Raw genomic sequence first — 19,438 nt, forward strand, 5'->3', positions numbered from 1 at the left:
TAGTATCCCGAATATGCGGACGAGCGAAGGCGTCGAGTGGGGCCTGCACTGCTGCCTCACCCTGGTATGGCTGAACGAACCCGACCCGGTGCCGTCGGCCCGGCTGGCCGCGATGTTCGAACTGTCGCCGACGTACCTCAACAAGGTGCTCCAACGACTTACCCGCGCAAACCTGTTGACCTCCACCCCCGGCCCGCGCGGCGGCGTCCGCCTGGCCCGCGACCCGGGCCGGATCACCATGATGGACGTGGTGACGGCCGTCGAGGGCGCCGACCCCCTGTTCGCCTGCGCCGAGATCCGCCAACGCGGCGCCTCCGCGGAGGGCGCCGCCACCCACGAGTTCGCCCGCCCCTGCGGCATCGCCGCCGCCATGCGCCGGGCCGAACTCGCCTGGCGCCGCGAACTCGCCGCCCGCACCATCGCCGACCTCGCGGGGGACGCCCCGGCGGCATCCGTGACCCGCGTCCGCCGCAACTACGCCCGCCTGGCCTCCGCCGCGTAAGCATTCAGGTGCCCCCACGCGCCCCTGACTTCGCACCCATCAGCAAATTCCGGACACCAAGTATCCCGAATCCCACCAGGAGCCCCGCCATGCCCAGCACCACCCCCAAGCCCGCCGCCGTACTCGCCCTCGGCACCTTCGCCGTCGGCACCGACGCTTTCATCACCGCCGGCTTCCTGCCCGCCATGGCCGGCACACTCCACCTGTCGACCGCCACCGCCGGTCAGTCCGTCAGCCTGTTCGCCGCCGTGTACGCACTGGCCTCGCCACTTCTGGCCGTCGCCACGGCCCGGTTACCCCGCCGCGCCCTGCTGGTCGGAGCGTTGGTGCTGCTCGCCGCCGCGAACGCGCTGTCCGCACTGGCGCCCACGTACGCCGTTCTGCTCGCGGGCCGCGTCCTCGCGGCTCTGGGGGCGGCCGCGTTCACCCCGACCGCGGGCGCGACGGCCGCGGCGCTGGCGCGAGCCGAATCGCGGGGGCGGGCGCTCGCGGTGGTGATCGGCGGGCTGACGGTGGCCACGGCGCTCGGCGTGCCGCTCGGACGGGTGGCCGCCGCCGGCCTGGGGTGGCGGGCGGCACTGGGCGCGGTCGCGGCCCTGTCCGCGCTGGGCGCTCTCGCGGTCGCCCTGACGCTTCCTCACCTCCCGGGTGCCGAGCCCGTTTCGCTGCGGAGTCGGCTCGCCGCGCTGCGCCACCCCGGAGTGCTCTCGGTGCTGCCGCTGACGGTGCTCGGAATGGCGGCCTGCTACGTGCCGTACTCGTACAGCGTGCCGGTGCTGGCTGCGGTCGGCGTCTCGGGGCGGATCGCCGTACCGGTCACGCTGGCGCTGTACGGCGCGGGCGCGGTGGCGGGCAACCTGCTGGCGGGTCGCTGGACGGACCGGGTCGGTCCGGTGCGGGTGCTGACGGCGGGTTACGCGGCGATGGCGGTGTCGTTCGCGGTGCTGGCCGCGCTCGCGGCTGGGCACCTGGGCGGCGGCGGCATCCCGGCCGGAGCGCTGGCGCTCCTGTGGGGCGCGAGCAGTTGGTGCCAGACCCCGGCGCAGCAGCACCGCTTGCTGGCGGCAGCCGCCGAACAGGCCCCGCTGGTGGTGTCGTTGAACTCGTCGGCGATCTACCTGGGCATCGGCGCGGGCACCGTGCTGGGCGGCTTGGCCCTGCCGTCGGGCGCAGCAACGGTCTTCGCGCTGGCGGCGGTGCTGGCGTGCGGCGCGGCGGGGTTCCTCGGGGTGACCACACTCGGGGTGACCACACGCGGGGTGACCACAAAAGAACGGTCCGGTGCTACATCCACATGAACGGCTGGCCGGCTATGGCGGCGGCGGTCCTGGCGCTGGCGGTCAGGACGTCGTCCGGGCCGTCGCCGGGCCGCTGGTCGGCATACCGCGAGACCGCGATGGTGATGTAGTGGCCGACCAGCTCCACCCGCGTCGCGGCCATCGGCTTGACGCCTGCGGCGGGGGCCACCAGCCCGTCGGGGAAGGTGAATTCGAACTCCGCCGCATGCTCGCGCACGGCCTGCACGGCCCGGGCGGCGGCGTCCGGGTCGTTGAATCGCAGGACGGTGAGGCTGCTGATCACGGGCTGGTCGTTGCGGGTGAGCGCGACGCCGAGCCAGCTCTGGCAGTCGAGCTTCTCCAGCAGATTGTGTGTCTTGTCGATCTGGACGTTCTGGCAGTCGGCGCCGTCCCGGGCGGCGGTCCGGCGAGCCTTGAACGCGTCGTAGTCGTACGTGCGCTGGGCGGGGAAGTACCGTTCCGCGCCGAATGCCTGAGACTCCGTCAGCGGCTTGGGCACCTGCCCGGGCGTGGCAGCGGCGGCAGCGGGCAGGGTGCTGGTCGGGCCGAGGCCGGGCAGGATGTCGCCGGGGTGCGGGGTGGACACCACCCAGACGCCGCCGGCGGCCAGTACCGCGACGACGCTCCACAGGACGGCCAGTCGTCTCCGCTCGCCGACGGCCCGATGTCCGGCCACCGGCAGGTCCTCGTCGGTGCTTGCTGGCGCGTCCCCCTGGATGGTCATGGCGCAGATTCTAAGCAGGTCATCCCACAATCCCACCTTCGGGTCGGGCGTACCGGAAGCACCCTTGCCATTGCAGGCCCGGAGCCACCAATCGACTTATCGGCAGATATGACGTTATGTCCAACTTGCGCGCGCCGACCGGACACTGGGCGACTGTCAGAAGATCACTCGCACCGCATCCGGCTTGGCGAACGGCATCATGTCCCAGCCCGCGGGCCAGCCCCGCTCCCCCGGTTCGGCCTCGATCAGGCGCGGAATCCGCCACATCCACCACCGGCCGTCGCCGTCGCCGTCGCCGTCGCCGTGCCCGGGCCAGGGGATCGTGGCGGCGCGGAATCGCTCGTCCAGCCCGCGGAGCTCCGGCTCCCAGGCCTCGCGGACCGCCGCGGCCACTCCTCCGCCGGCGTGGTGCGGCACCCGAGGTCGTTCATCAACTCGGGCGCGCACCACGAGTACCCCTCTTCGACCCCCTCCACCTCCTGCCGCCACTGCCTCATCAACACACTGACGGCGCCGGGCGACGCGCCGGCTCGCCGATCGGCGCCGGCCACCACCACCTCGGCACCCATCGAGTCACTCACCGAGCCCCGGCACCCACACCAGGCGCAGGACGTCGATGGTGCGTTCCTCGGGGTTGACGAACAGTTCGGCGGTGACCGACGGGGCGAGCACCGCGCTGCGCAGGTCGCCCCACTCGTCGAGGGCGGAGCCGGCCCGGCCGTCGAGTGTCACCAGGGCGGCGGTGACCAGGGCGAACAGCAGGTCGTCCGCCTTGGAGATCTCGATCATCGTCTGGGCGGGCTGGTCCTGGAGCCAGAACCGCCAACCCTTCACGCCACGGCCCCGATCTGTCGCGACCGGGCGGCGGCAAGTACGGGGCCCACGGCGGCCCGGAAGCCGGACCGGTCGCTGCCGTACGCCGCGGACATGGCGCGCAGCCACCAGGACGTGATCACGGCCTCCCGGTCAAGCGGATCCTCGACCGGCCCCAACTCGCCGTAAAACCGGGCCCGTTCGTCATAGGTGAGCGCATGCCCGATGCCATTGATGCTCCGCGGCACCCGCAGCGTGCCGGACTCCGCCATTGCCGTCATGCCTTGCCCTCCCGTCCCAATGCCTCCGACCGTACCCGGGCAGGCCCGATCCGTCTGCCACCTTTCCCCAACGAACTGTTCACCGCCCCGCCGTGGCCACGGCCGCCACCAGGTGCGCGGACCCGGCGATTCGCCGTCCCGGGCGGGCGGGTGCTCTCCTACAGTTGGGGCGCCGACAGTCCGAGTGACAGGAGTTGGTCCCGATGCCCAACGACACCGCGGGGATCGATCCGTCCAGGCCGAGCATCGCTCGCATCTACGACTATCTGCTCGGCGGCACGGAGAATTACGCCGTCGACCGCGAAATCGGCGACTTCTTCCTCGAGGAGCTGCCGGGTTCGGTGGCGGTCCCGATCGAAAACCGCCGCGCCCTGATCCGCGCCGTGGCGGCGATGACCCACGACGGCATCCGTCAATTCATCGACATGGGCAGCGGCCTGCCCACCGCCGACAACGTGCACCAGGTCGCCCAACGGCACCGCCCCGACGCACGCGTCGTCTACGTCGACAACGACCCGACCGTACTCGCCCACGGCCGCGCCCTGTTGGCCGCCGACGAACGCACCGCGGTGATCCGGGCGGACGTGCGCGAGCCGGAGAAAATCCACCAACACCCCGACGTGGCCCGCCTGATCGACTTCGACCAGCCGGTCGGCATCGTCTTCAGCGCCGTCCTGCACCACCTCAACGACGCCGAACAGCCCGGCGAGCTGGTGCACTGGTGGACAGACCGGGTGCCGCCGGACAGCCGGATCTACATCTCGCACTTCCGCACCGGCGACGGCGACAACGAACAGACCCGGATCGCGGAACAGAAACTGCAGGACGCGTTCGGCCGCGGCCGCTGGCGCACCGACGAAGAGATCACCGCCCTGTTCGGCGACCTCGAACTCCTCGAACCCGGCCTCGTCAACTGCTCACTCTGGCGCCCGGAATCCGCCCCGGCCCCCAACACCGGCACGCCCCCGCACGAACCGACGGTGTGGGAACGGATGATCTCCTGCGCCCTCGCACGCAAGCCGTAGGAGCCTCGACCAAGCCGTGTTCGCATCGGCGCAAAGCCGACTGTGGGCGGCAGTTGAGACGATGACGGCATGGAATTCCACGACACTGCCGAGATGCACCGAGTCTGCGTCGAACGGCTCGGACAGCGAGCCGGCCCGCAGTTCGCCGCGATGGCCCGCCGCGGCTTCCGGTTGGAGCCTGCGAGCGGTGGCGACCCGGCCACCGGCCGATGCCGGCTCGGCGGCCCGGCCCTCCTCGAACCGGAAACCCGGTGGCCCGAGCTCGACGGCGTTCCGCTGTCCCTGCTCGCCGTCCTCGACACCGATGCCCTCGCCGCCCCGCTCGGCAGTGAACTGCCCACCCGGCCGGGCCTGCTCAACTTCTTCTCCCTCGCTCCGGATCTGCCGTACGAGACTTACCGACAGCTGGACACCTCCGGCCCGCAGGCCCACCGGGTGATTCCGGCGGACCCCGCACGAGCAGTCGAAAGGACCGCGCACGAACCGGCGAGGAACTATCCGGCCCGCCCCGTCCGCGCCGTCGGGTCGACCATGCTCCCGGACGCCTGGGACGTCGAGGACCACGACGTCGAGTTCGACTCCGACAGGCACTGGGGCGCGGCGTCGCTCATCCTCGCCGCGTTCGGCGACCTCGACGGGAACACCGCCGGACAGCACTGCGCCTTCGGCTGGCCGGACGCCTCCTACGCCTATGCGGTGACCGGCCGCGACGCCGGCGGGCCCGCCGTCCATCTGCTCCAACTCGCCGAGGACACCGGTCTCGGCTGGGGCTGGGGTGACGCGGGGACGATGTACTTCACCATCCCGGCGAAGGCTTTCGCGGTGGGGGACTTCGGCAAGGTCGAGGCCGCGGTGCGTAGCTGTTGAGCCGGGGCAACTCGCTTTGAGAGTTCGAACGAGACCCCTATTCTTCACGCCATCACTGCGAGTGATCCACACCGCAGGCACCACTTCGGCGGGGGATCTCCGTGCATTCCGAGAACGTTCACCACATGCCGGGCCCGCAGGCCCTGCCCGACGACAGATCGGCCACCGGCGTCCGGCGGTTGGCGCTGGCCGCGCAGGTACTGATCGGCCTTGAGGCCGCCTCGCAGGCGGTGGTCGCCGCGGCCGGCGGCACCCGGTCGGCGGTGTTCCCGATGCTCGTGCCGCTCCTGGTCGTGCTGGCCGTCGGCAGCTGCGTCGCATTCGTTCTCTGGTTCCGGCGCTGTCGGCTCAACGTCGACCGTTTCGGTCCGGATATTCAGAAGTACTCGGCCGGATGGGCCGTCGGCGCCTGGTTCGTCCCCCTGGCGATGTGGTGGATTCCGCGCCGGATCGCGCTGGACATCTGGCGCGCGACCGAGCCCGCCGGCAAGACCTGGTTGATCAACGCCTGGTGGGCCGCCTGGCTCGCCCAGACGGTCGGTGCCACGGTCCTCGACGAGCTCGGCGCGGGCGACAACGGCTACTCGGCCTTCGACGTGGTGACCGGCCTGGCTGCGGCGGTGCTCGCGATTCTGGTGATCCGGCAGATCACGTCCGCTCAGGAAGCGAAGTTGCGCGGCAGAGCGCAAACCACCGCGACCGTGTGAGGAATGTCTCGCAGCGTCCGCCGGCTATCGGAATACCGTCAGATCGTGCGTAAAGCGGCAGGTCAAGGCCTGTTGTGACTACTCGCACACGCTCCGGGCGATCTTCTGGTGTGTTCCCTCTGGCGGACGGCGGGGCGGCCCGGGCAGGATCGGGCCATGGATCTCCTCGACACGCTGACCGACAAGGGCCTTCGCCGGGAACTGCCCACCCGCGAGGAGGCGCTGGCCGTACTGGCCACCACGGATGACGAGCTGCTGGATGTGGTTGCGGCCGCCGGGCGGGTGCGCCGGCAGTGGTTCGGGCGCCGGGTGAAGCTCAACTACCTGGTGAACCTGAAGAGCGGGCTGTGCCCGGAGGACTGCTCGTACTGTTCGCAGCGCCTGGGGTCGAAGGCGGAAATCCTCAAGTACACCTGGCTGAAGCCGGAGCAGGCCGCCGAGGCGGCGGCCGCGGGTGTCGCGGGCGGCGCGAAGCGCGTCTGCCTGGTGGCCAGCGGCCGCGGGCCGACGGACCGGGACATCGACCGGGTCGCGGACACCATCGCGGCGATCAAGGACGCGGACGAGCAGGTCGAGGTCTGCGCCTGCCTGGGGCTGCTGTCGGACAATCAGGCCGAGCGCCTGAAGGCGGCCGGCGCGGACGCGTACAACCACAACCTGAACACCTCCGAGAGCACGTACGGCGAGATCACCACCACCCACACCTACGCGGACCGGGTGGACACCGTGGCGAAGGCCCACGGCGCGGGCCTGTCGGCCTGTTCGGGGCTGATCGCGGGCATGGGCGAGAGCGACGAGGACCTGGTGGACGTGGTCTACGCGCTGCGCGAGCTGGACCCGGACTCGGTGCCGGTGAACTTCCTGATCCCGTTCGAGGGCACCCCGCTCGCCGAGGAGTGGAACCTGACGCCGCAGCGCTGCCTGCGGATCCTGGCGATGGTCCGGTTCGTCTGCCCGGACATCGAGGTACGGATCGCGGGCGGCCGCGAGGTGCACCTGCGGTCGATGCAGCCGCTGGGCCTGCACATCGCCAACTCGATCTTCCTGGGCGACTACCTGACCAGCGAGGGCCAGGCCGGACAGGCCGACCTCGACATGATCAAGGACGCCGGTTTCGAGGTGGAGGGCGCCGAGCAGACCACCCTGCCCCGCCACCGCGCGTCGGCCGGCGGCTGCGGCGGCGGCGCCTCGGCCTGCGGCGGCCACGAGGAGCAGACCGCCTGCGGGACGGGCGGCGGCTGCGGCCCGTGCGGCGGCCACCGGGCCGACGAGGCCGAGACGGCCACCACGGAAACCGAGGCCGCCGAGGACGAGGCGCGCACCGACCTGGTGCGGGTCCGCCGTCGTGGCGCGGGCACCGAACTGGCGCCCAACGCGTGACGGACAACGCGCAGTTGCTCGACCTGGACCGGGCGCACGTCTGGCACCCGTACGGTCCGATGCCGGGGACGGTCCGGCCGTTCGTGGTGGAGTCGGCCGCGGGCGTGCGCCTGCGGCTGGCCGAGCCGGTGGGCGGGCACGAGGAGCTGATCGACGGGATGTCGTCCTGGTGGGCGGCGATCCACGGCTACCGGCACCCGGAGCTGGACGCGGCCGTCCGCGACCAGCTGGAGCGGATGAGCCACGTCATGTTCGGCGGGCTGACCCACCGCCCGGCGGTCGAACTCGCCGTCAAGCTCGTGGAGTTGACGCCCGAGCCGCTGCAGCACGTGTTCCTCGCCGACTCCGGTTCGGTGGCGGTCGAGGTCGCGCTGAAGATGTGCCTCCAGTACTGGCAGTCGCTCGGACGGCCGGAGAAGCGGCGGGTGCTGACCTGGCGCGGCGGCTACCACGGCGACACCTTCCACCCCATGTCGGTGTGCGACCCCGAGGGCGGGATGCACCACCTGTGGGGCGGGGTGCTGCCCCAGCAGCTGTTCGCCGCCGAGCCGCCCGCCGGGTACGACGCCCCGGCCGACCCGGAGTACCTGGCGCACCTGGCCGAGCTGATCGAACGGCACGCCGGCGAGCTGGCCGCCGTGATCGTCGAACCGGTGGTGCAGGGCGCGGGCGGCATGCGCTTCCACTCCCCCGCCTACCTGAGGGCCCTGCGCGAGTTGTGCGACGCGCACGACGTCCTGCTGGTCTTCGACGAGATCGCCACCGGCTTCGGCCGCACCGGCGAACTGTTCGCCGCCGACCACGCGGGCGTCTCCCCGGACGTGATGTGCCTCGGCAAGGCGCTGACCGGCGGCTACCTGACGCTGGCCGCCACCCTGTGCACCAGCAGGGTCGCGGAGGGCATCTCGCGCGGCGAGGTCCCGGTGCTGGCGCACGGCCCGACGTTCATGGGCAACCCGCTGGCCACCGCCGCCGCCAACGCCTCGATCGACCTGCTGCTGCGCCAGGACTGGCGCACCGAGGTCAAGCGCATCGAGACCGCGCTGCGCGACGCCCTCGCACCGTGCGCCGGACAGCCCGGGGTACGGGACGTCCGGGTGCTGGGCGCGATCGGCGTGGTGCAGCTCGACGCACCGGTCGACATGGCGGCGGCCACCGCGGCCGCCGCCGAACAGGGCGTGTGGCTGCGCCCGTTCCGCGACCTGATCTACACCATGCCGCCGTTCGTCACCGACGACGCGGACGTGGCCGCGATCGGCCGAGCCGTCGCCGCGGCGGCGGCCGCGTCCCACGCGGCGCACAGCAACTGAACCACCCTCCTGAGGAAGCACCATGTCGCCCGTACTGTTCGTCACCGGCACCGGCACCGAGGTCGGCAAGACCGTCACCACCGCGGCCCTCGCGGCGCTCCGCACCGATCCGGTGGCAGTGCTCAAGCCCGGCCAGACCGGGCTGGCGCCGGGCGAGCCGGGCGACGTCGACGAGGTGGCCCGGCTGGCCGGGCCGCTGGTGCACGGCGTCGAACTGGCCCGCTACCCCGAGCCGTTGGCGCCCGACACGGCGGCCCGCCGGTCCGGTCTGCCGACCCTCGCGCCGGACGAGGTGGCGAAGACCGTGGCCGACCTGGCCGACCGTTTCGACTGCGTGCTGGTGGAGGGCGCGGGCGGGCTGCTGGTCCGCTACGACGAGCGGGGCCGGACCCTCGCCGACCTCGCCGCCGCCTGCGAACTCGCGGGCGTCCAGGCCGAGTTCCTGCTGGTCGCGGCGGCCGGCCTGGGCACCCTCAACGCGACGGCGCTGACCGCGGAGGCGCTGCGCCACCGGGGCCTGGCGCTGCGCGGCGTGGTGGTCGGCAGCTGGCCCGCCGACCCGGACCTCGCGGCCCGCTGCAACCTGGCCGACCTGCCGTCCGCCGCCGGCGCCCCGCTGCTGGGCGCCCTCCCGGAAGGCGCGGCAGCCGACCGGTCCCCGGCGGCTTTCCGGGAGTTGGCCGCGTCCTCGCTCGCCCCGTCGCTGGGCGGCCACTGGGACGCAGCGGCGTTCGCGGCGGCGCACCACCCCGGCTGAGCGGACACCCAGGAACGGCGCGACGGGATCCCCCGTCGCGCCGTTCCTTCGTTCACCCGTCAGCCGATCGTCCAGCGCTGGAGCGCCGAGCCGGTGTCCGGCTGCTGGGTGACCAGGGCGCCGTCACCGGTGGAGGCGGTGGCGACCAGCAGTCCGCTCTTCTGCGAGGCGACGGTGTAGCCGTTGCCGACGGCGCTGACGATCCAGCGCTGGTTGCTGCCGCCGGTGCAGGTGTACTGGATGATCGCCGCGCCCGCGCTGCCGGAGCCGCCGTTCACGTCCATGCACAGGGTCGATTCGGCGTTGCTGATCTGGTAGCTGCCGTCGGCCTGCGGGGTGAAGATCCAGCGCTGGTTCTGCCCGCTGTTGAGCGCCCAGGTGATCAGCTGGGTGCCGGCGGTGGTGGAGTGGTTGGGGTTGTCGAGGGCCTTTCCGGAGACGGTCAGGGTGTGGGTACCGGTGAGCGCCGGGTTCACCGCCCAGGTGAAGGTGGTCGAGCCGTTGGCCGTCCCGGAGGAGGCGGTGACCGTGACGGTGGCGGAGCCGGTGGTGGTCGGGGTGCCGGTGATCAGTCCGGCCGGGCTGATGGTCAGTCCGGCGGGCAGTCCGGTGGCGGTCCAGCTGAGTGCCTTGCCGGCCGAGTCGTTGCCGCCGAGCTGGAGCGAGACGGCGGTGTTGACCTTGGTGGCCTGGTTGCCGGGGTTGGTGACGGTGACGGTCTCGGGCGCGCTGCCGGCCACCGTGAGGGTGAGTGCCTGCTCGCTCGCGGTGCGGCCCGCGCCGACCGCGCTGCCGCTGGTGTCCGTCCAGGAGCGGGCGGGGACGGTCTCGGCGAGTCGGCCGGTGGCGGCGGAGAGGCCGAGCGCCAGGCCGCTGTAACGGTTCACCAGCTTGACCGTGCCGTCCGCGGCGCCGTTCGCGTCGGTGCCGCGCAGCACCCACCACTGCTGGCCGACGCTCGGCCCGCCGACGGGCGCGGCCGTCACGGTCGGCTGCGCGCCCCAGGCCCGGCCCGCCACCGCACCGGAGTTGACGCCGAGCAGCTGCCCGGTCGAGGAGTTGGCGATCCGGTAGGAGCCGTCGCCGTTGGCCGCGAAGGTCCACGACTCCAGCGCGGACCCGGTGGGCGCGGCCACCGAAGTGGCGGTGCGGGAGGCCTGGGCGAGCACCCGGCCGCCGCTGGTCGCGATCCGGTAGGCCTTCGTCAGGTCGACCGGCGCCGCGGCGGGCGCGGTGGAGTCGATGCTGACATTCACGTACTGCCCTGACGCACCGCCGGAGCAGCCGAACGCGCAGTACGAACGGAACGACTTGCCGACGATCGCCGAGCTGGTCCGGTTGGCGCCGTCCAGGAACCAGCGGTACCAGGACGCCGTGTGGTACCCGCCGGTGTCCCCGATCGGGTACCACTTCTGCGTGGCGAGGTTGTCGGTGGCGTAGAACTGCTGCGGCGCGTTGCCGCTCTGGTCGACGGCCTGCGGCTCGCCGATGTACAGCCCCAGGTAGGCGTTGTACGTGACGTCCATCACGAACAGCGGCGAGGTCGCGGGCATCTGACCGGCCGCTGTCTGCTGGGCGGAGGTGCCGGCGTTCGCCGGGTTGTACTCGCCGGAGACGGGCGTGTACCCGGTGCTGCTGGACGCCCCGACGGGCACCATGTTCGACTCCCGGCCACCCACGCCGGCCTCGCTCCAGGCGCCGTTGTACCACTTCTGCCAGGAGCTCGGCGCCATCTTGCCCGCGATCGGGGCGCGCGCGACGTGCTCGTAGAACGCCTTCCAGCCGCCGCTCTTGTCGACCACCCGGGAGCCGTAGAACACGTAGAAGTACCCGGACGCGGCGTCCACCAGCAGGCGCTGGTCGCCGTCGCCGTACGAGTACGTCTGGTTCGGGAACTGCGCGGTGTCGCCGCGGGTGGTGCTGTACGGCGAGGTGATCACGTGGTCGCGGATCGTCCAGGTCCTGCCCTGGTCCGTGGAGACCGCGTAGTCGATGGCGTCGAAGTGCAGCCCGTCACCGAAGGGTTGGGGCGTGAACTCGTTGTGCACCAGCCCGTACCAGTCACCGGTGTCGGGGTCGATCCAGACGCCCGACAGGTCGCAGTAGTTCTTCTGCGCGTAACCGCTGCCGCTCGGGGCGGCGGTGGCGGTCTTCCCGGTCGGGCTGTTGTTGCAGCGCCAGGTGGTGTCGTTGTTCTTGTCCTGCGCGTTGGCCGGGTTGACGGCGTTGGAGACGGCACCGGAACGGGTGGCGGTGTCGAAGTCCGTCCCCGTGAAGAAGTCCCAGTACCGCGGGTCGCTCGCGCCGTACAGCGCCGCGGACTGCTGGAACCAGAACGTGCCGTCCTTGTCCAGGTACGGCACCGCCGGGGTGTCGGTCGGGTGGCTGTACGTCACCGGCGCGCCGACGGTGACGCTGTACGTCGCGGCGTCCGGCTGCGTCGCCGAAGCCGCGGAAGCGGTCGGCGCGACACCGGCTGCGACGGCCAGCAGCACGGCGGCCAGAGCGCCGGCGGCCGGCCTGCGTGGGGGTGAGAACACGGGTACTCCTTCGGTGGCCCGTTCTGCAATGAGATGCAGTATCCGGGCTCCGATCGAGCACTTGTCAACAACTTCGCGCAGAATCCTGCACGCAAAGGCTTCCCGCCCCTGTTCGAAGCTGCTTGACTGACCGTCAATCGATCAGACCTCAACAGACGTTCACCACCCCGAACCCCGATCGGCTGCCGCGACTGCGGCCTGACACGTCGTCAACCTGCCGAAACCCGGACGCTGCCACGGGAGGAGCACCGCGCCGCCGCTCACCCTCTCCCTGGCGAGCCGACCGACTCGCGCCACCCCGTCGAACTGGCCGACGCCGACCGTCACTTGACGCCCGGCGAAGCACCGCGCGCACGACAGGCCGGCCGTCGACCACCTGCACACCCGCGCGACGGCCACCCGACACCACCGAGCGCCAGGCGCGCCACCGCCCCTCCCGCCCCGCGCAGCGGGTGGCGCTACTCCGCCGGCGCGCCGATCACCCGGGTCACCAACTCGTCCACCAGCTCGGCGCGTTGCTCGGCGGTGAACAGGTCGGGCAGGGCGAGGCGTTCCAGGATGAGCCAGTTCAGCGCCAGGTACAGCAGCCGGACCGCGGTGGCGTCGCCGGGCAGGCCCGCCGCCAGGTGGTAGTCGATGTTGAACTGGAGGTCCGCGCCGATCCGCCGGGTGACCGTCTCCCGCAGCTCGGGGCGGCGCAGCGCGGCCAGGCGGAGTTCCAGCAGGGCGAGGAAGCCGGTCGGGAAGTCGGCGATCCGGTCGACGAGTTGGTGCATCAGCTCGGCAACCCGCGCGGTGTCGCGCGGCCCGGTCAGGCCCTGGGCGAGGGCCTCGGGGTCGGCGCCGAGGCGTTCGTAGACGCGCTCGGCACACTGGGTGAGCAGGGCGTCGCGGTTGCTGAAGTAGTTGGAGGCGGTGCCGGTCGGGACGGCGGCGCGCTGGTCGACTGCCCGGAAGGTCAGCCCCCGGGCACCTTCCTCGGCGAGGACTTCGATCGCGGCGTCGAGCAGTGCCGCGCGTCGTTCGGGATTGCTTCGGGCCATCGCTTGTAACCACTCCACTCGTAGTGCTACATTCTTACCACTCCAAGCAGAGTACTACAGACCGAGTGGTCACCCTTCTTCGAAAGGCACCGAGTGCGAAAGCTCGTGTACTACGTCGCCGTCTCCATCGACGGCTTCATCGCCGGCCCGGCCGGCGAGTTCGACTTCTACCCCCAGTGCGACGACATGGTGGACTACCTCCGGGCCGAGTTCCCCGAGACCATGCCGACCCATGCCCGTCCCCACATCGGCCTCGACGGGGCGCCCAACAAGCGCTTCGACACCGTACTGATGGGCCTTGGCACCTACCGCCCCGCCCTGGACATCGGCGTCACCAGCCCCTACGCCCACCTGAAGCAGTACGTGGTCTCCTCCACCCTCCCCGAACCGACCGACCCTGCGGTCAACGTGGTCCGCACCGACCCGCTGGGCCTGGTACGGGAGTTGAAGCAGCAGCCCGGTGACGGCGACATCTGGCTGTGCGGCGGCGCCAAGCTCGCGGGCGAACTGCTCCCGGAGATCGACGAACTCATCTGGAAGCGCTACCCCGTGGTCGCCGGCACCGGCCTCCCCGCCTTCGCCGGCGAGTTCCGCCCGCGCCCGTTCGCCCCCGTCGAGACGCTGGAGTTCAGCAACGGCGGCACCGTCACCACCTACCGCCCGGCCTCGTAGCCGCGCGACGCCCGGACGCCCGCGGGCGCCGGGGCCCCTGCCCGCCGGACGTGCAGGACACCCAACTCCCGCGCGCCTTCAGCCCGGTGGCCCGCCCCGTCCGGGTAGCGTGGCCTCGACCGGCGCCGCGCCGGGCCGTACGAGGGGGACACGGACGATGAACTCGCCGGAGCCGAGGACGTATTGGACCCGGCCGGAGACCACCGGCCCGGAGGTGTTCGTCGCCGTGCCGGAGGGCGTCACGCCGCCGGCCACCGTGGCGGTCGGGATGGAGCTGTTCGGGGTGACGGCCTGGGTGCGCGGTGTCTGCGAGCGGCTGGCCGCCGCGGGCTACGCCGCCGTCGCGCCGGACTTCTTCGGCCGCACCGTCCCCCGGGCGGATCTGCCGTACGACGCGGCGGGCCGGGACGAGGGCTTCCGACTGCTGTCCGCCCTGACGGCCGACCAGGTCGCAACCGACACCGCCGCCGCACTCTCCGTCGGAGCGTCCCTCGGCGCCGGCCCGGGCCGGGCGTTCGCGGGCTTCTCCGTCGGCGGCCACCTCGCCTTCGTCGCGGGCACCCGCCTCCCGCTGGACCTGATCGTCGCCTGCTACCCGGGCTGGCTGTTGGACGCCGACACCACCCCGTTCACCGCCGCCCCCCAGCCCCCGCTCACCCCCACCGGCGCCGCCACCCTCGCCGCCCACGGCACCACCGTCCTCGGCCTGGTCGGCACCGAGGACCACCTCGTCCCACCCATCGACTGGTCCCGCATCGACGCCCGCCTCACCGAAGCGGAAGTCCCGCACGAGCTGGTCTCCTACCCCGACACCCCGCACGGCTTCCTCTGCCCCGACCGCCCGACCACCTTCCGCCCCACCGAATCCGCCGACGCCTGGTCCCGCATCCTCGCTGCCCTCGCCACCCTGAAGCCCTGACGCCCTGACGCCCTGACGCCCCGAACGCCGCCCGTCGGCGCCGAATCGGGGCCGACCGGCGAGGGCTCCGCAGCAGCCCGAATATCAGTCGCCGGGTGCGGTCGATCTGAAGTATGAAGTCGAAGTCGGAAGTGCTCTTTCAAACACTGGAGGGCTCCATGGCCAAGGGCTACTGGGTCAGTTCCTACCGCACGATTTCGGACCCCGAGAAGCTGGCTGCCTACAACGAGCTGGCCGGTCGGGCCGTCCGAGCCGGGGGCGGGCGGGTCCTCGCCCGTGACGGTCAGGTCGTCGCACACGACGCCGGAATCGCCGGGCGCACCATACTGATCGAGTTCAACAGCTTCGAACAGGCCGTTGCGGCCCGCGAGAGCGAGGCATACCAGGAGGCGCTGGTCGTCCTCGGCGACGCCGTCGAGCGTGACTTCCGCATCATCGAAGGCCTTGACTGACCGATGAGTTGGAGCTTGCCCGGTCGATCACGCGTGTTCGAGCCTGTTGACGACTCGTTCGACGGTGTTGCGTGCGGCGCAGCGCTGCCGGTCTGGGCCGGGCGGCCGGACAAGCTCTAGGCTCAGGGTCCATGATTCTGCTGAGCGATCCCCAGGTGGTCAACATCCCCGTGCAGGACTGCGGCGAGCCTCTCGCGGAGATCGCCTCGGTCCCGGCGATTGCGCTGGACTCCCGGGAACGGGACGAGGCGGGGGCCTACGGCCGGGTCAGGACCGGCGTGCTCGAACGTCTGCGCTCGGCGTCCGAACGGCTTCCCGACGGCGTCAGGTTCCTTGTCGTAGAGGGGCATCGCAGCAGCACCGAGCAGGCGCGGCGGTTCGCCCGCTACGAGGACCGCCTGCGCCGCTCGGGCATCACCGGCCCTGTCGACCTGCGGCGCCGGGCCAGCGCCTTCGTCTCCCCGGTCGAGGTGGCGCCGCACTGTGCCGGGGCGGCGCTCGATCTGACGCTCGTTGATGCCGAGGGCGTCGAGCTGGACATGGGTGGCGCCGTGAACGGCCACCGCACGGGGGACGAGAAGTACTGTCCGCTGGACGCCCCGGGACTGTCGGACCGGGCGCGCCGCAATCGCGACCTCCTGGCCCGGACCATGGGCGACGCCGGCTTCGTCAACTACCCCACCGAGTGGTGGCACTGGTCCTACGGCGACCGGTACTGGGCACTGGTCACCAAGGCCGGCAGCGCCATCTACGGACCGGCCTGACCACCTCGAACCAGCGAGACCCCGGTGCGCAAACATCGACGTCCCTTTGAGTCGATCACCTGGCCACGAGCGGGAAACGATGCACCAGAAACTCCGGCAGGACGACCCAGCACCGACCGGGCGATCAGCCGCACTCACGCCCGTCCAGCAGCGCCAGGCCGCCGCGCTGGCCCTGTGGCGGCTGCGGGCGCCGGTGCTCGCGTTCGGGTGGGACGCCGACTGGGGCATCGACCCCGCGCTCGTCGATTCCCTCCGGCGACCGGGGCCGGCCCGATGACGGCTCGTAGACGGTCAACGGCGACCCGCGGCACCTGCGACGCGCCGCCGAGGCCTCGGCGACCGCCCGCCCGCCCGGGCGACCGCTCCGGCCTGGACTGGACGCCGCTCGCCGAGGATGCGCTGCGCGTGGTCCTTCCCCGCCGCCACCCGCTGGCCCACCGCACCGACCTGCACCTCGCCGAACTCGCCGACCAGCGCTGGATCCTGGGCTGCGGCAAGTCCGCCGGGCAGCTCGTCCGGTTCGGCGCGCTGGCGGGGGTGGACCTGCGGATCTCCTGCACCGCGACGGACTACGAGTTCGCCCAGTCACTGGTCCGCGCGGGCATCGGCATCGCCGTGATCCGCCGGATCGGCCTCACCGACCACCCCGACCTGCTCTCCCTCCCCCTCGCCGAACCCGCCCCGCGCCGCCACCTCGGCCTCGCCCTCTCCCGCCGCCGCGGCCCCGCGGCCCGCCTCGCCAAGGAGCCGGCCACTCGCCTCACCACCGAAGCCGGCACCCTCCCGTCCTGACGCCCCCTCCCGTCCTGACGCACCCTCCTCTGCACCCGAACGGGCGGTCCCGCGTCACCCCTTCCCCTGCCCGCCCGTTGACCAAGCGTCAACCCCGGCCCCCAGAGGAGTCCACCGTGCGCACCGCCCTCACCGCCCTCGCCACCCTCCTCCTCGCCTCCACCCCGGCCGCTGCCGCCGCCACCCTCACCCCGGACCAGACCTACAGCATCCCCGTCGGCGCAATCACCGACCTGGGCGCGCTTCCGACGCTCGGCGGCCTCGGCTACGACTTCGCCCACCTGCTCGGCCAGTAGCGCGCACACATGGGGCCGCGAGCAGTCCGACCGGCAAGCATGCGCGGCCCGGGCGAAGTGCCCTCGTCAGCGGCACAGGGACGGGCTTCCACGGGCCGATAAGGTGACGTGATCGTTCCGAGTGAAAGGCCACGGCACCGCAGTGACCGAGTCCCGCCCCCACGCCCTGTTCTGCTTCGGCACGCTGCTGGACCCGCAGGTGCAAACCACCCTCTTCGGTCGCACGGTGCCGACGACCACGGCCTCCCTGGCCGGTCACACGACCAGGCCCCTCACGATCACCGACGAATCCGTGATCGCCACCAGCGGCCAGCACGAACACCTCACCCTGGTACGCGACTTCGGCGGCACGGTCGAGGGCGCCGTCCTGCACCTGACCGACCAGGAACTGGCCGCTGCCGACGCCTACGAGGTGGACGACTACGCCCGCCGACGAGTGGTCCTCACCTCGGGCCGGACGGCCTGGGCCTACCTGGACGCGAGGCCGCTGCGCCCTGCGGCGCGCATCGTGATCGTCGGCGACAGCATCGCCTACGGCCGCTGCGACCCCCAGGGCGGCTGGGCCGGACACCTGGCGGCGACGCACATCGCGTCGGACGAGAACGCCCACCGGGTCTTCAACCTGGCCATCCCCGGCAGCACCTTGGCGGACGTCGCCCGGCAGACACCCCCGCTACTGGTTCCCCGCCACCCGGACACGCTGGTCGTGGCCGCCGGGATCAACGACTCGGCCGTGCCGGTCGCCGCGCCGGACACCCAAATGCCCCACCTCGCCGACCATCTCGCCTCGCTCGCCGACCATCTCGCCTCGCTGGCCGCAACTGCCCAGCGCCACAACGCCCGCATGGTCGTCGTCGGACCGTCCTGGCTCGACGAAACACGGCTCGACGACTACGAGGGCCTCCGCTTCACCACGGCGCGAGCACTCACCCTGCGCGTCACCCTCCAGGCCTGGTGCGAGGACAACCACATCGACTTCATCGACATGTGGGAACCCCTCCGCGACCAGCCCCACCAGTTCGTCGACGGCGTGCACCCGACCCCGGACGGACACAAGGAGCTCTACCGGCAGCTGAGCAGCCACAGCTGCTGACCCCTGCCGTTCAGGAGAAGGACAGCGACAGGTGGACGACTCAGGAGGCGAACGGCTCGATCTCGCCCGCGAATACGATGACCTGGTCGATGAGGCTCCGTCGTAGATGGACGACGTCCGTTCCCGCCAGGCGGGGGCCTCCGTCCGGCATGGTGAACACCCACTGGTACCGGGCCCATTCGTCGGGCATGTCCACTGCTGAGCAGCGCGTCATCGTGCCGGTCCCCGCCGGGTGGCGTCGGATGTCCAGCACGAACCGCTCGACCGCCGCGATTCCTTCGCTGCGGCCCAACGGCCCCCAGAAGACCACGTCCGAGGTCAGGGCCTGGGAGAGCAGGGCAGTCACATAGCTGTCGTCCGAGGCGTTGAACGCGGAGATGAACGTGTCGATCGCGGAGCGTGCGGTTTCTTCCTGCATGTCCCAGTAATACCAGCCGGCCCGGTTCATGTCGGCACTCCGGCGGGGGACTTCGGAGCGATCGACGTGCAGGACGCCGACGGGTGGGTGGAACAAGCCGCGGCCGTGGCCCACAAAATTATTGACCCCTAGGTCAAATATGTCGTACCGTCAGGTCATGGGACGACCGAAGCAGTTCGACGAGGGCACCGCGATCGCGCAGGCGATGGAGGTGTTCTGGACGAACGGCTACGCCGGCTCCTCCCCGGCCGAACTCGCCGAGGCGGCGGGCATCGGAAAGGGCAGCCTCTACCACGCCTTCGGCTCCAAGCGGGAACTCTTCGGGCGGGCGCTGGACGCGTACGACCGGGGCGGCGCCGAGCTGGCCGAGGAGTTCCTGGCGGGGCCGGGCACCACGAAGGAGTGCATCCGCGCCTTCCTGGCGATGCTGGTGGACGCGGACTTCGACGGCCCGGTGCGTCGCGGCTGCCTCGCCGTCAACACCGCGCTGGAGCTCGGCGGACGGGACGCGGACGCCGCGCTCGCGGTGCGCCGAATGACCGACCGCAGCGCCGGCCTGCTGGCCGCGCGCATCGAGCGGGGCAAGCTGGAGGGCGACGTCCCGAGCTCGGTGGACGCGGGCGCGCAGGCCAGGTTCCTGATGACCGCACTCGCGGGACTGCGGGTGATGGCCCGGGCCTACGACCGCGAGGCGGTCCTCGAGGTCGTCGACACCACCGTCGCCACCGTCTTCGGACACTGAAACCCGGACACTGAAACCCGGACGCCGAAGAAGCATCGACCGC

General features: G+C 71.8%; 24 protein-coding genes. 17 read left to right on the forward strand and 7 right to left on the reverse strand.

The window, feature by feature from the left end:
- Nucleotides 1–13 precede the first annotated feature (13 nt).
- Nucleotides 14–502 carry an RrF2 family transcriptional regulator gene (locus tag ACFYST_RS28645; protein WP_387866481.1) on the forward strand — a complete coding sequence of 163 codons (489 nt, stop codon included), beginning with the start codon at nt 14–16 and terminating at the stop codon, nt 500–502.
- An 89-nt stretch (nt 503–591) separates the two neighbouring features.
- Nucleotides 592–1,800 carry an MFS transporter gene (locus ACFYST_RS28650; RefSeq protein WP_387866483.1) on the forward strand — a complete coding sequence of 403 codons (1,209 nt, stop codon included), beginning with the start codon at nt 592–594 and terminating at the stop codon, nt 1,798–1,800.
- Here the strand turns inward: ACFYST_RS28650 and ACFYST_RS28655 are convergent.
- The 4 genes from ACFYST_RS28655 to ACFYST_RS28670 all read right to left on the reverse strand — a co-directional run bounded on the left by ACFYST_RS28655 (nt 1,787) and on the right by ACFYST_RS28670 (nt 3,618).
- Nucleotides 1,787–2,524, reverse strand: coding sequence for a hypothetical protein (locus tag ACFYST_RS28655; protein ID WP_387866485.1), 738 nt, complete (start codon nt 2,522–2,524; stop codon nt 1,787–1,789). The genes ACFYST_RS28650 and ACFYST_RS28655 overlap by 14 nt on opposite strands.
- A 156-nt stretch (nt 2,525–2,680) precedes the next feature.
- Entirely contained in the window at nt 2,681–2,941 is a 261-nt protein-coding gene (locus ACFYST_RS28660) for a hypothetical protein (RefSeq protein ID WP_387866486.1), read from the reverse strand.
- 156 nt (nt 2,942–3,097) lie between these two features.
- The gene (locus tag ACFYST_RS28665) at nt 3,098–3,358 is read right to left on the reverse strand and encodes a hypothetical protein (RefSeq protein WP_387640970.1); all 261 of its coding nucleotides are present in this window, start codon (nt 3,356–3,358) and stop codon (nt 3,098–3,100) included.
- Entirely contained in the window at nt 3,355–3,618 is a 264-nt protein-coding gene (locus ACFYST_RS28670; RefSeq protein ID WP_387640969.1) for a hypothetical protein, read from the reverse strand. The genes ACFYST_RS28665 and ACFYST_RS28670 overlap by 4 nt, the downstream gene beginning before the upstream one ends.
- 203 nt (nt 3,619–3,821) lie before the next feature.
- Here ACFYST_RS28670 and ACFYST_RS28675 point away from each other — a divergent pair, with 203 nt between their 5' ends.
- The 6 genes from ACFYST_RS28675 to bioD all read left to right on the forward strand — a co-directional run bounded on the left by ACFYST_RS28675 (nt 3,822) and on the right by bioD (nt 9,664).
- Nucleotides 3,822–4,643 (forward strand): SAM-dependent methyltransferase, encoded by an 822-nt coding sequence (locus ACFYST_RS28675; protein WP_387866488.1) that lies wholly within the window; start codon nt 3,822–3,824, stop codon nt 4,641–4,643.
- A gap of 69 nt (nt 4,644–4,712) precedes the next feature.
- Complete coding sequence (locus tag ACFYST_RS28680) at nt 4,713–5,510, forward strand: DUF1963 domain-containing protein (RefSeq protein WP_387866490.1); 798 nt, start codon at nt 4,713–4,715, stop codon at nt 5,508–5,510.
- Between the two features lie 101 nt (nt 5,511–5,611).
- Nucleotides 5,612–6,217 carry a DUF4328 domain-containing protein gene (locus ACFYST_RS28685; protein WP_387866493.1) on the forward strand — a complete coding sequence of 202 codons (606 nt, stop codon included), beginning with the start codon at nt 5,612–5,614 and terminating at the stop codon, nt 6,215–6,217.
- 156 nt (nt 6,218–6,373) lie between these two features.
- On the forward strand, nt 6,374–7,597 hold the full coding sequence (gene bioB / locus ACFYST_RS28690) for a biotin synthase BioB (RefSeq protein WP_387866495.1): 1,224 nt from the start codon (nt 6,374–6,376) through the stop codon (nt 7,595–7,597).
- Nucleotides 7,598–7,656: 59 nt separating this feature from the next.
- On the forward strand, nt 7,657–8,907 hold the full coding sequence (locus ACFYST_RS28695) for an adenosylmethionine--8-amino-7-oxononanoate transaminase (protein WP_387866571.1): 1,251 nt from the start codon (nt 7,657–7,659) through the stop codon (nt 8,905–8,907).
- A 22-nt stretch (nt 8,908–8,929) separates the two neighbouring features.
- Nucleotides 8,930–9,664 carry a dethiobiotin synthase gene (gene bioD, locus ACFYST_RS28700; protein ID WP_387866498.1) on the forward strand — a complete coding sequence of 245 codons (735 nt, stop codon included), beginning with the start codon at nt 8,930–8,932 and terminating at the stop codon, nt 9,662–9,664.
- A 59-nt stretch (nt 9,665–9,723) separates the two neighbouring features.
- Here bioD and ACFYST_RS28705 read toward each other — a convergent pair whose 3' ends face one another.
- Both ACFYST_RS28705 and ACFYST_RS28710 read right to left on the reverse strand, forming a co-directional pair.
- Nucleotides 9,724–12,204 (reverse strand): RICIN domain-containing protein, encoded by a 2,481-nt coding sequence (locus tag ACFYST_RS28705; RefSeq protein WP_387866500.1) that lies wholly within the window; start codon nt 12,202–12,204, stop codon nt 9,724–9,726.
- 458 nt (nt 12,205–12,662) lie between these two features.
- Nucleotides 12,663–13,247 carry a TetR/AcrR family transcriptional regulator gene (locus ACFYST_RS28710; RefSeq protein ID WP_387866502.1) on the reverse strand — a complete coding sequence of 195 codons (585 nt, stop codon included), beginning with the start codon at nt 13,245–13,247 and terminating at the stop codon, nt 12,663–12,665.
- A gap of 93 nt (nt 13,248–13,340) precedes the next feature.
- Here ACFYST_RS28710 and ACFYST_RS28715 point away from each other — a divergent pair, with 93 nt between their 5' ends.
- From ACFYST_RS28715 to ACFYST_RS28750, 8 genes are all read left to right on the forward strand, one after another.
- Entirely contained in the window at nt 13,341–13,919 is a 579-nt protein-coding gene (locus tag ACFYST_RS28715) for a dihydrofolate reductase family protein (protein WP_387866505.1), read from the forward strand.
- Between the two features lie 157 nt (nt 13,920–14,076).
- Nucleotides 14,077–14,838 carry a dienelactone hydrolase family protein gene (locus tag ACFYST_RS28720; RefSeq protein WP_387866508.1) on the forward strand — a complete coding sequence of 254 codons (762 nt, stop codon included), beginning with the start codon at nt 14,077–14,079 and terminating at the stop codon, nt 14,836–14,838.
- 158 nt (nt 14,839–14,996) lie between these two features.
- Nucleotides 14,997–15,290 carry a DUF1330 domain-containing protein gene (locus tag ACFYST_RS28725; protein WP_387640942.1) on the forward strand — a complete coding sequence of 98 codons (294 nt, stop codon included), beginning with the start codon at nt 14,997–14,999 and terminating at the stop codon, nt 15,288–15,290.
- 131 nt (nt 15,291–15,421) lie between these two features.
- The gene (locus ACFYST_RS28730) at nt 15,422–16,054 is read left to right on the forward strand and encodes a M15 family metallopeptidase (protein ID WP_387866510.1); all 633 of its coding nucleotides are present in this window, start codon (nt 15,422–15,424) and stop codon (nt 16,052–16,054) included.
- Nucleotides 16,055–16,133: 79 nt separating this feature from the next.
- The gene (locus ACFYST_RS28735; RefSeq protein ID WP_387866513.1) at nt 16,134–16,331 is read left to right on the forward strand and encodes a hypothetical protein; all 198 of its coding nucleotides are present in this window, start codon (nt 16,134–16,136) and stop codon (nt 16,329–16,331) included.
- Complete coding sequence (locus ACFYST_RS28740; RefSeq protein WP_387866515.1) at nt 16,328–16,846, forward strand: LysR substrate-binding domain-containing protein; 519 nt, start codon at nt 16,328–16,330, stop codon at nt 16,844–16,846. Before ACFYST_RS28735 ends, ACFYST_RS28740 begins: the two co-directional genes overlap by 4 nt.
- 116 nt (nt 16,847–16,962) lie before the next feature.
- A complete protein-coding gene (locus tag ACFYST_RS28745) occupies nt 16,963–17,142 on the forward strand; it encodes a hypothetical protein (RefSeq protein ID WP_387866518.1) in 180 nt (59 codons plus the stop codon).
- Between the two features lie 142 nt (nt 17,143–17,284).
- The gene (locus ACFYST_RS28750) at nt 17,285–18,235 is read left to right on the forward strand and encodes a GDSL-type esterase/lipase family protein (RefSeq protein WP_387866520.1); all 951 of its coding nucleotides are present in this window, start codon (nt 17,285–17,287) and stop codon (nt 18,233–18,235) included.
- Between the two features lie 40 nt (nt 18,236–18,275).
- On the opposite strand, the gene ACFYST_RS28755 is transcribed toward ACFYST_RS28750, so the two are convergent.
- The gene (locus ACFYST_RS28755; protein ID WP_387640928.1) at nt 18,276–18,653 is read right to left on the reverse strand and encodes a nuclear transport factor 2 family protein; all 378 of its coding nucleotides are present in this window, start codon (nt 18,651–18,653) and stop codon (nt 18,276–18,278) included.
- 157 nt (nt 18,654–18,810) lie between these two features.
- Here ACFYST_RS28755 and ACFYST_RS28760 point away from each other — a divergent pair, with 157 nt between their 5' ends.
- Entirely contained in the window at nt 18,811–19,395 is a 585-nt protein-coding gene (locus tag ACFYST_RS28760; RefSeq protein WP_387866522.1) for a TetR/AcrR family transcriptional regulator, read from the forward strand.
- Nucleotides 19,396–19,438 lie beyond the last annotated feature (43 nt).

Source organism: Kitasatospora sp. NPDC004614 (assembly GCF_042873675.1).
GTDB lineage: Bacteria > Actinomycetota > Actinomycetes > Streptomycetales > Streptomycetaceae > Kitasatospora.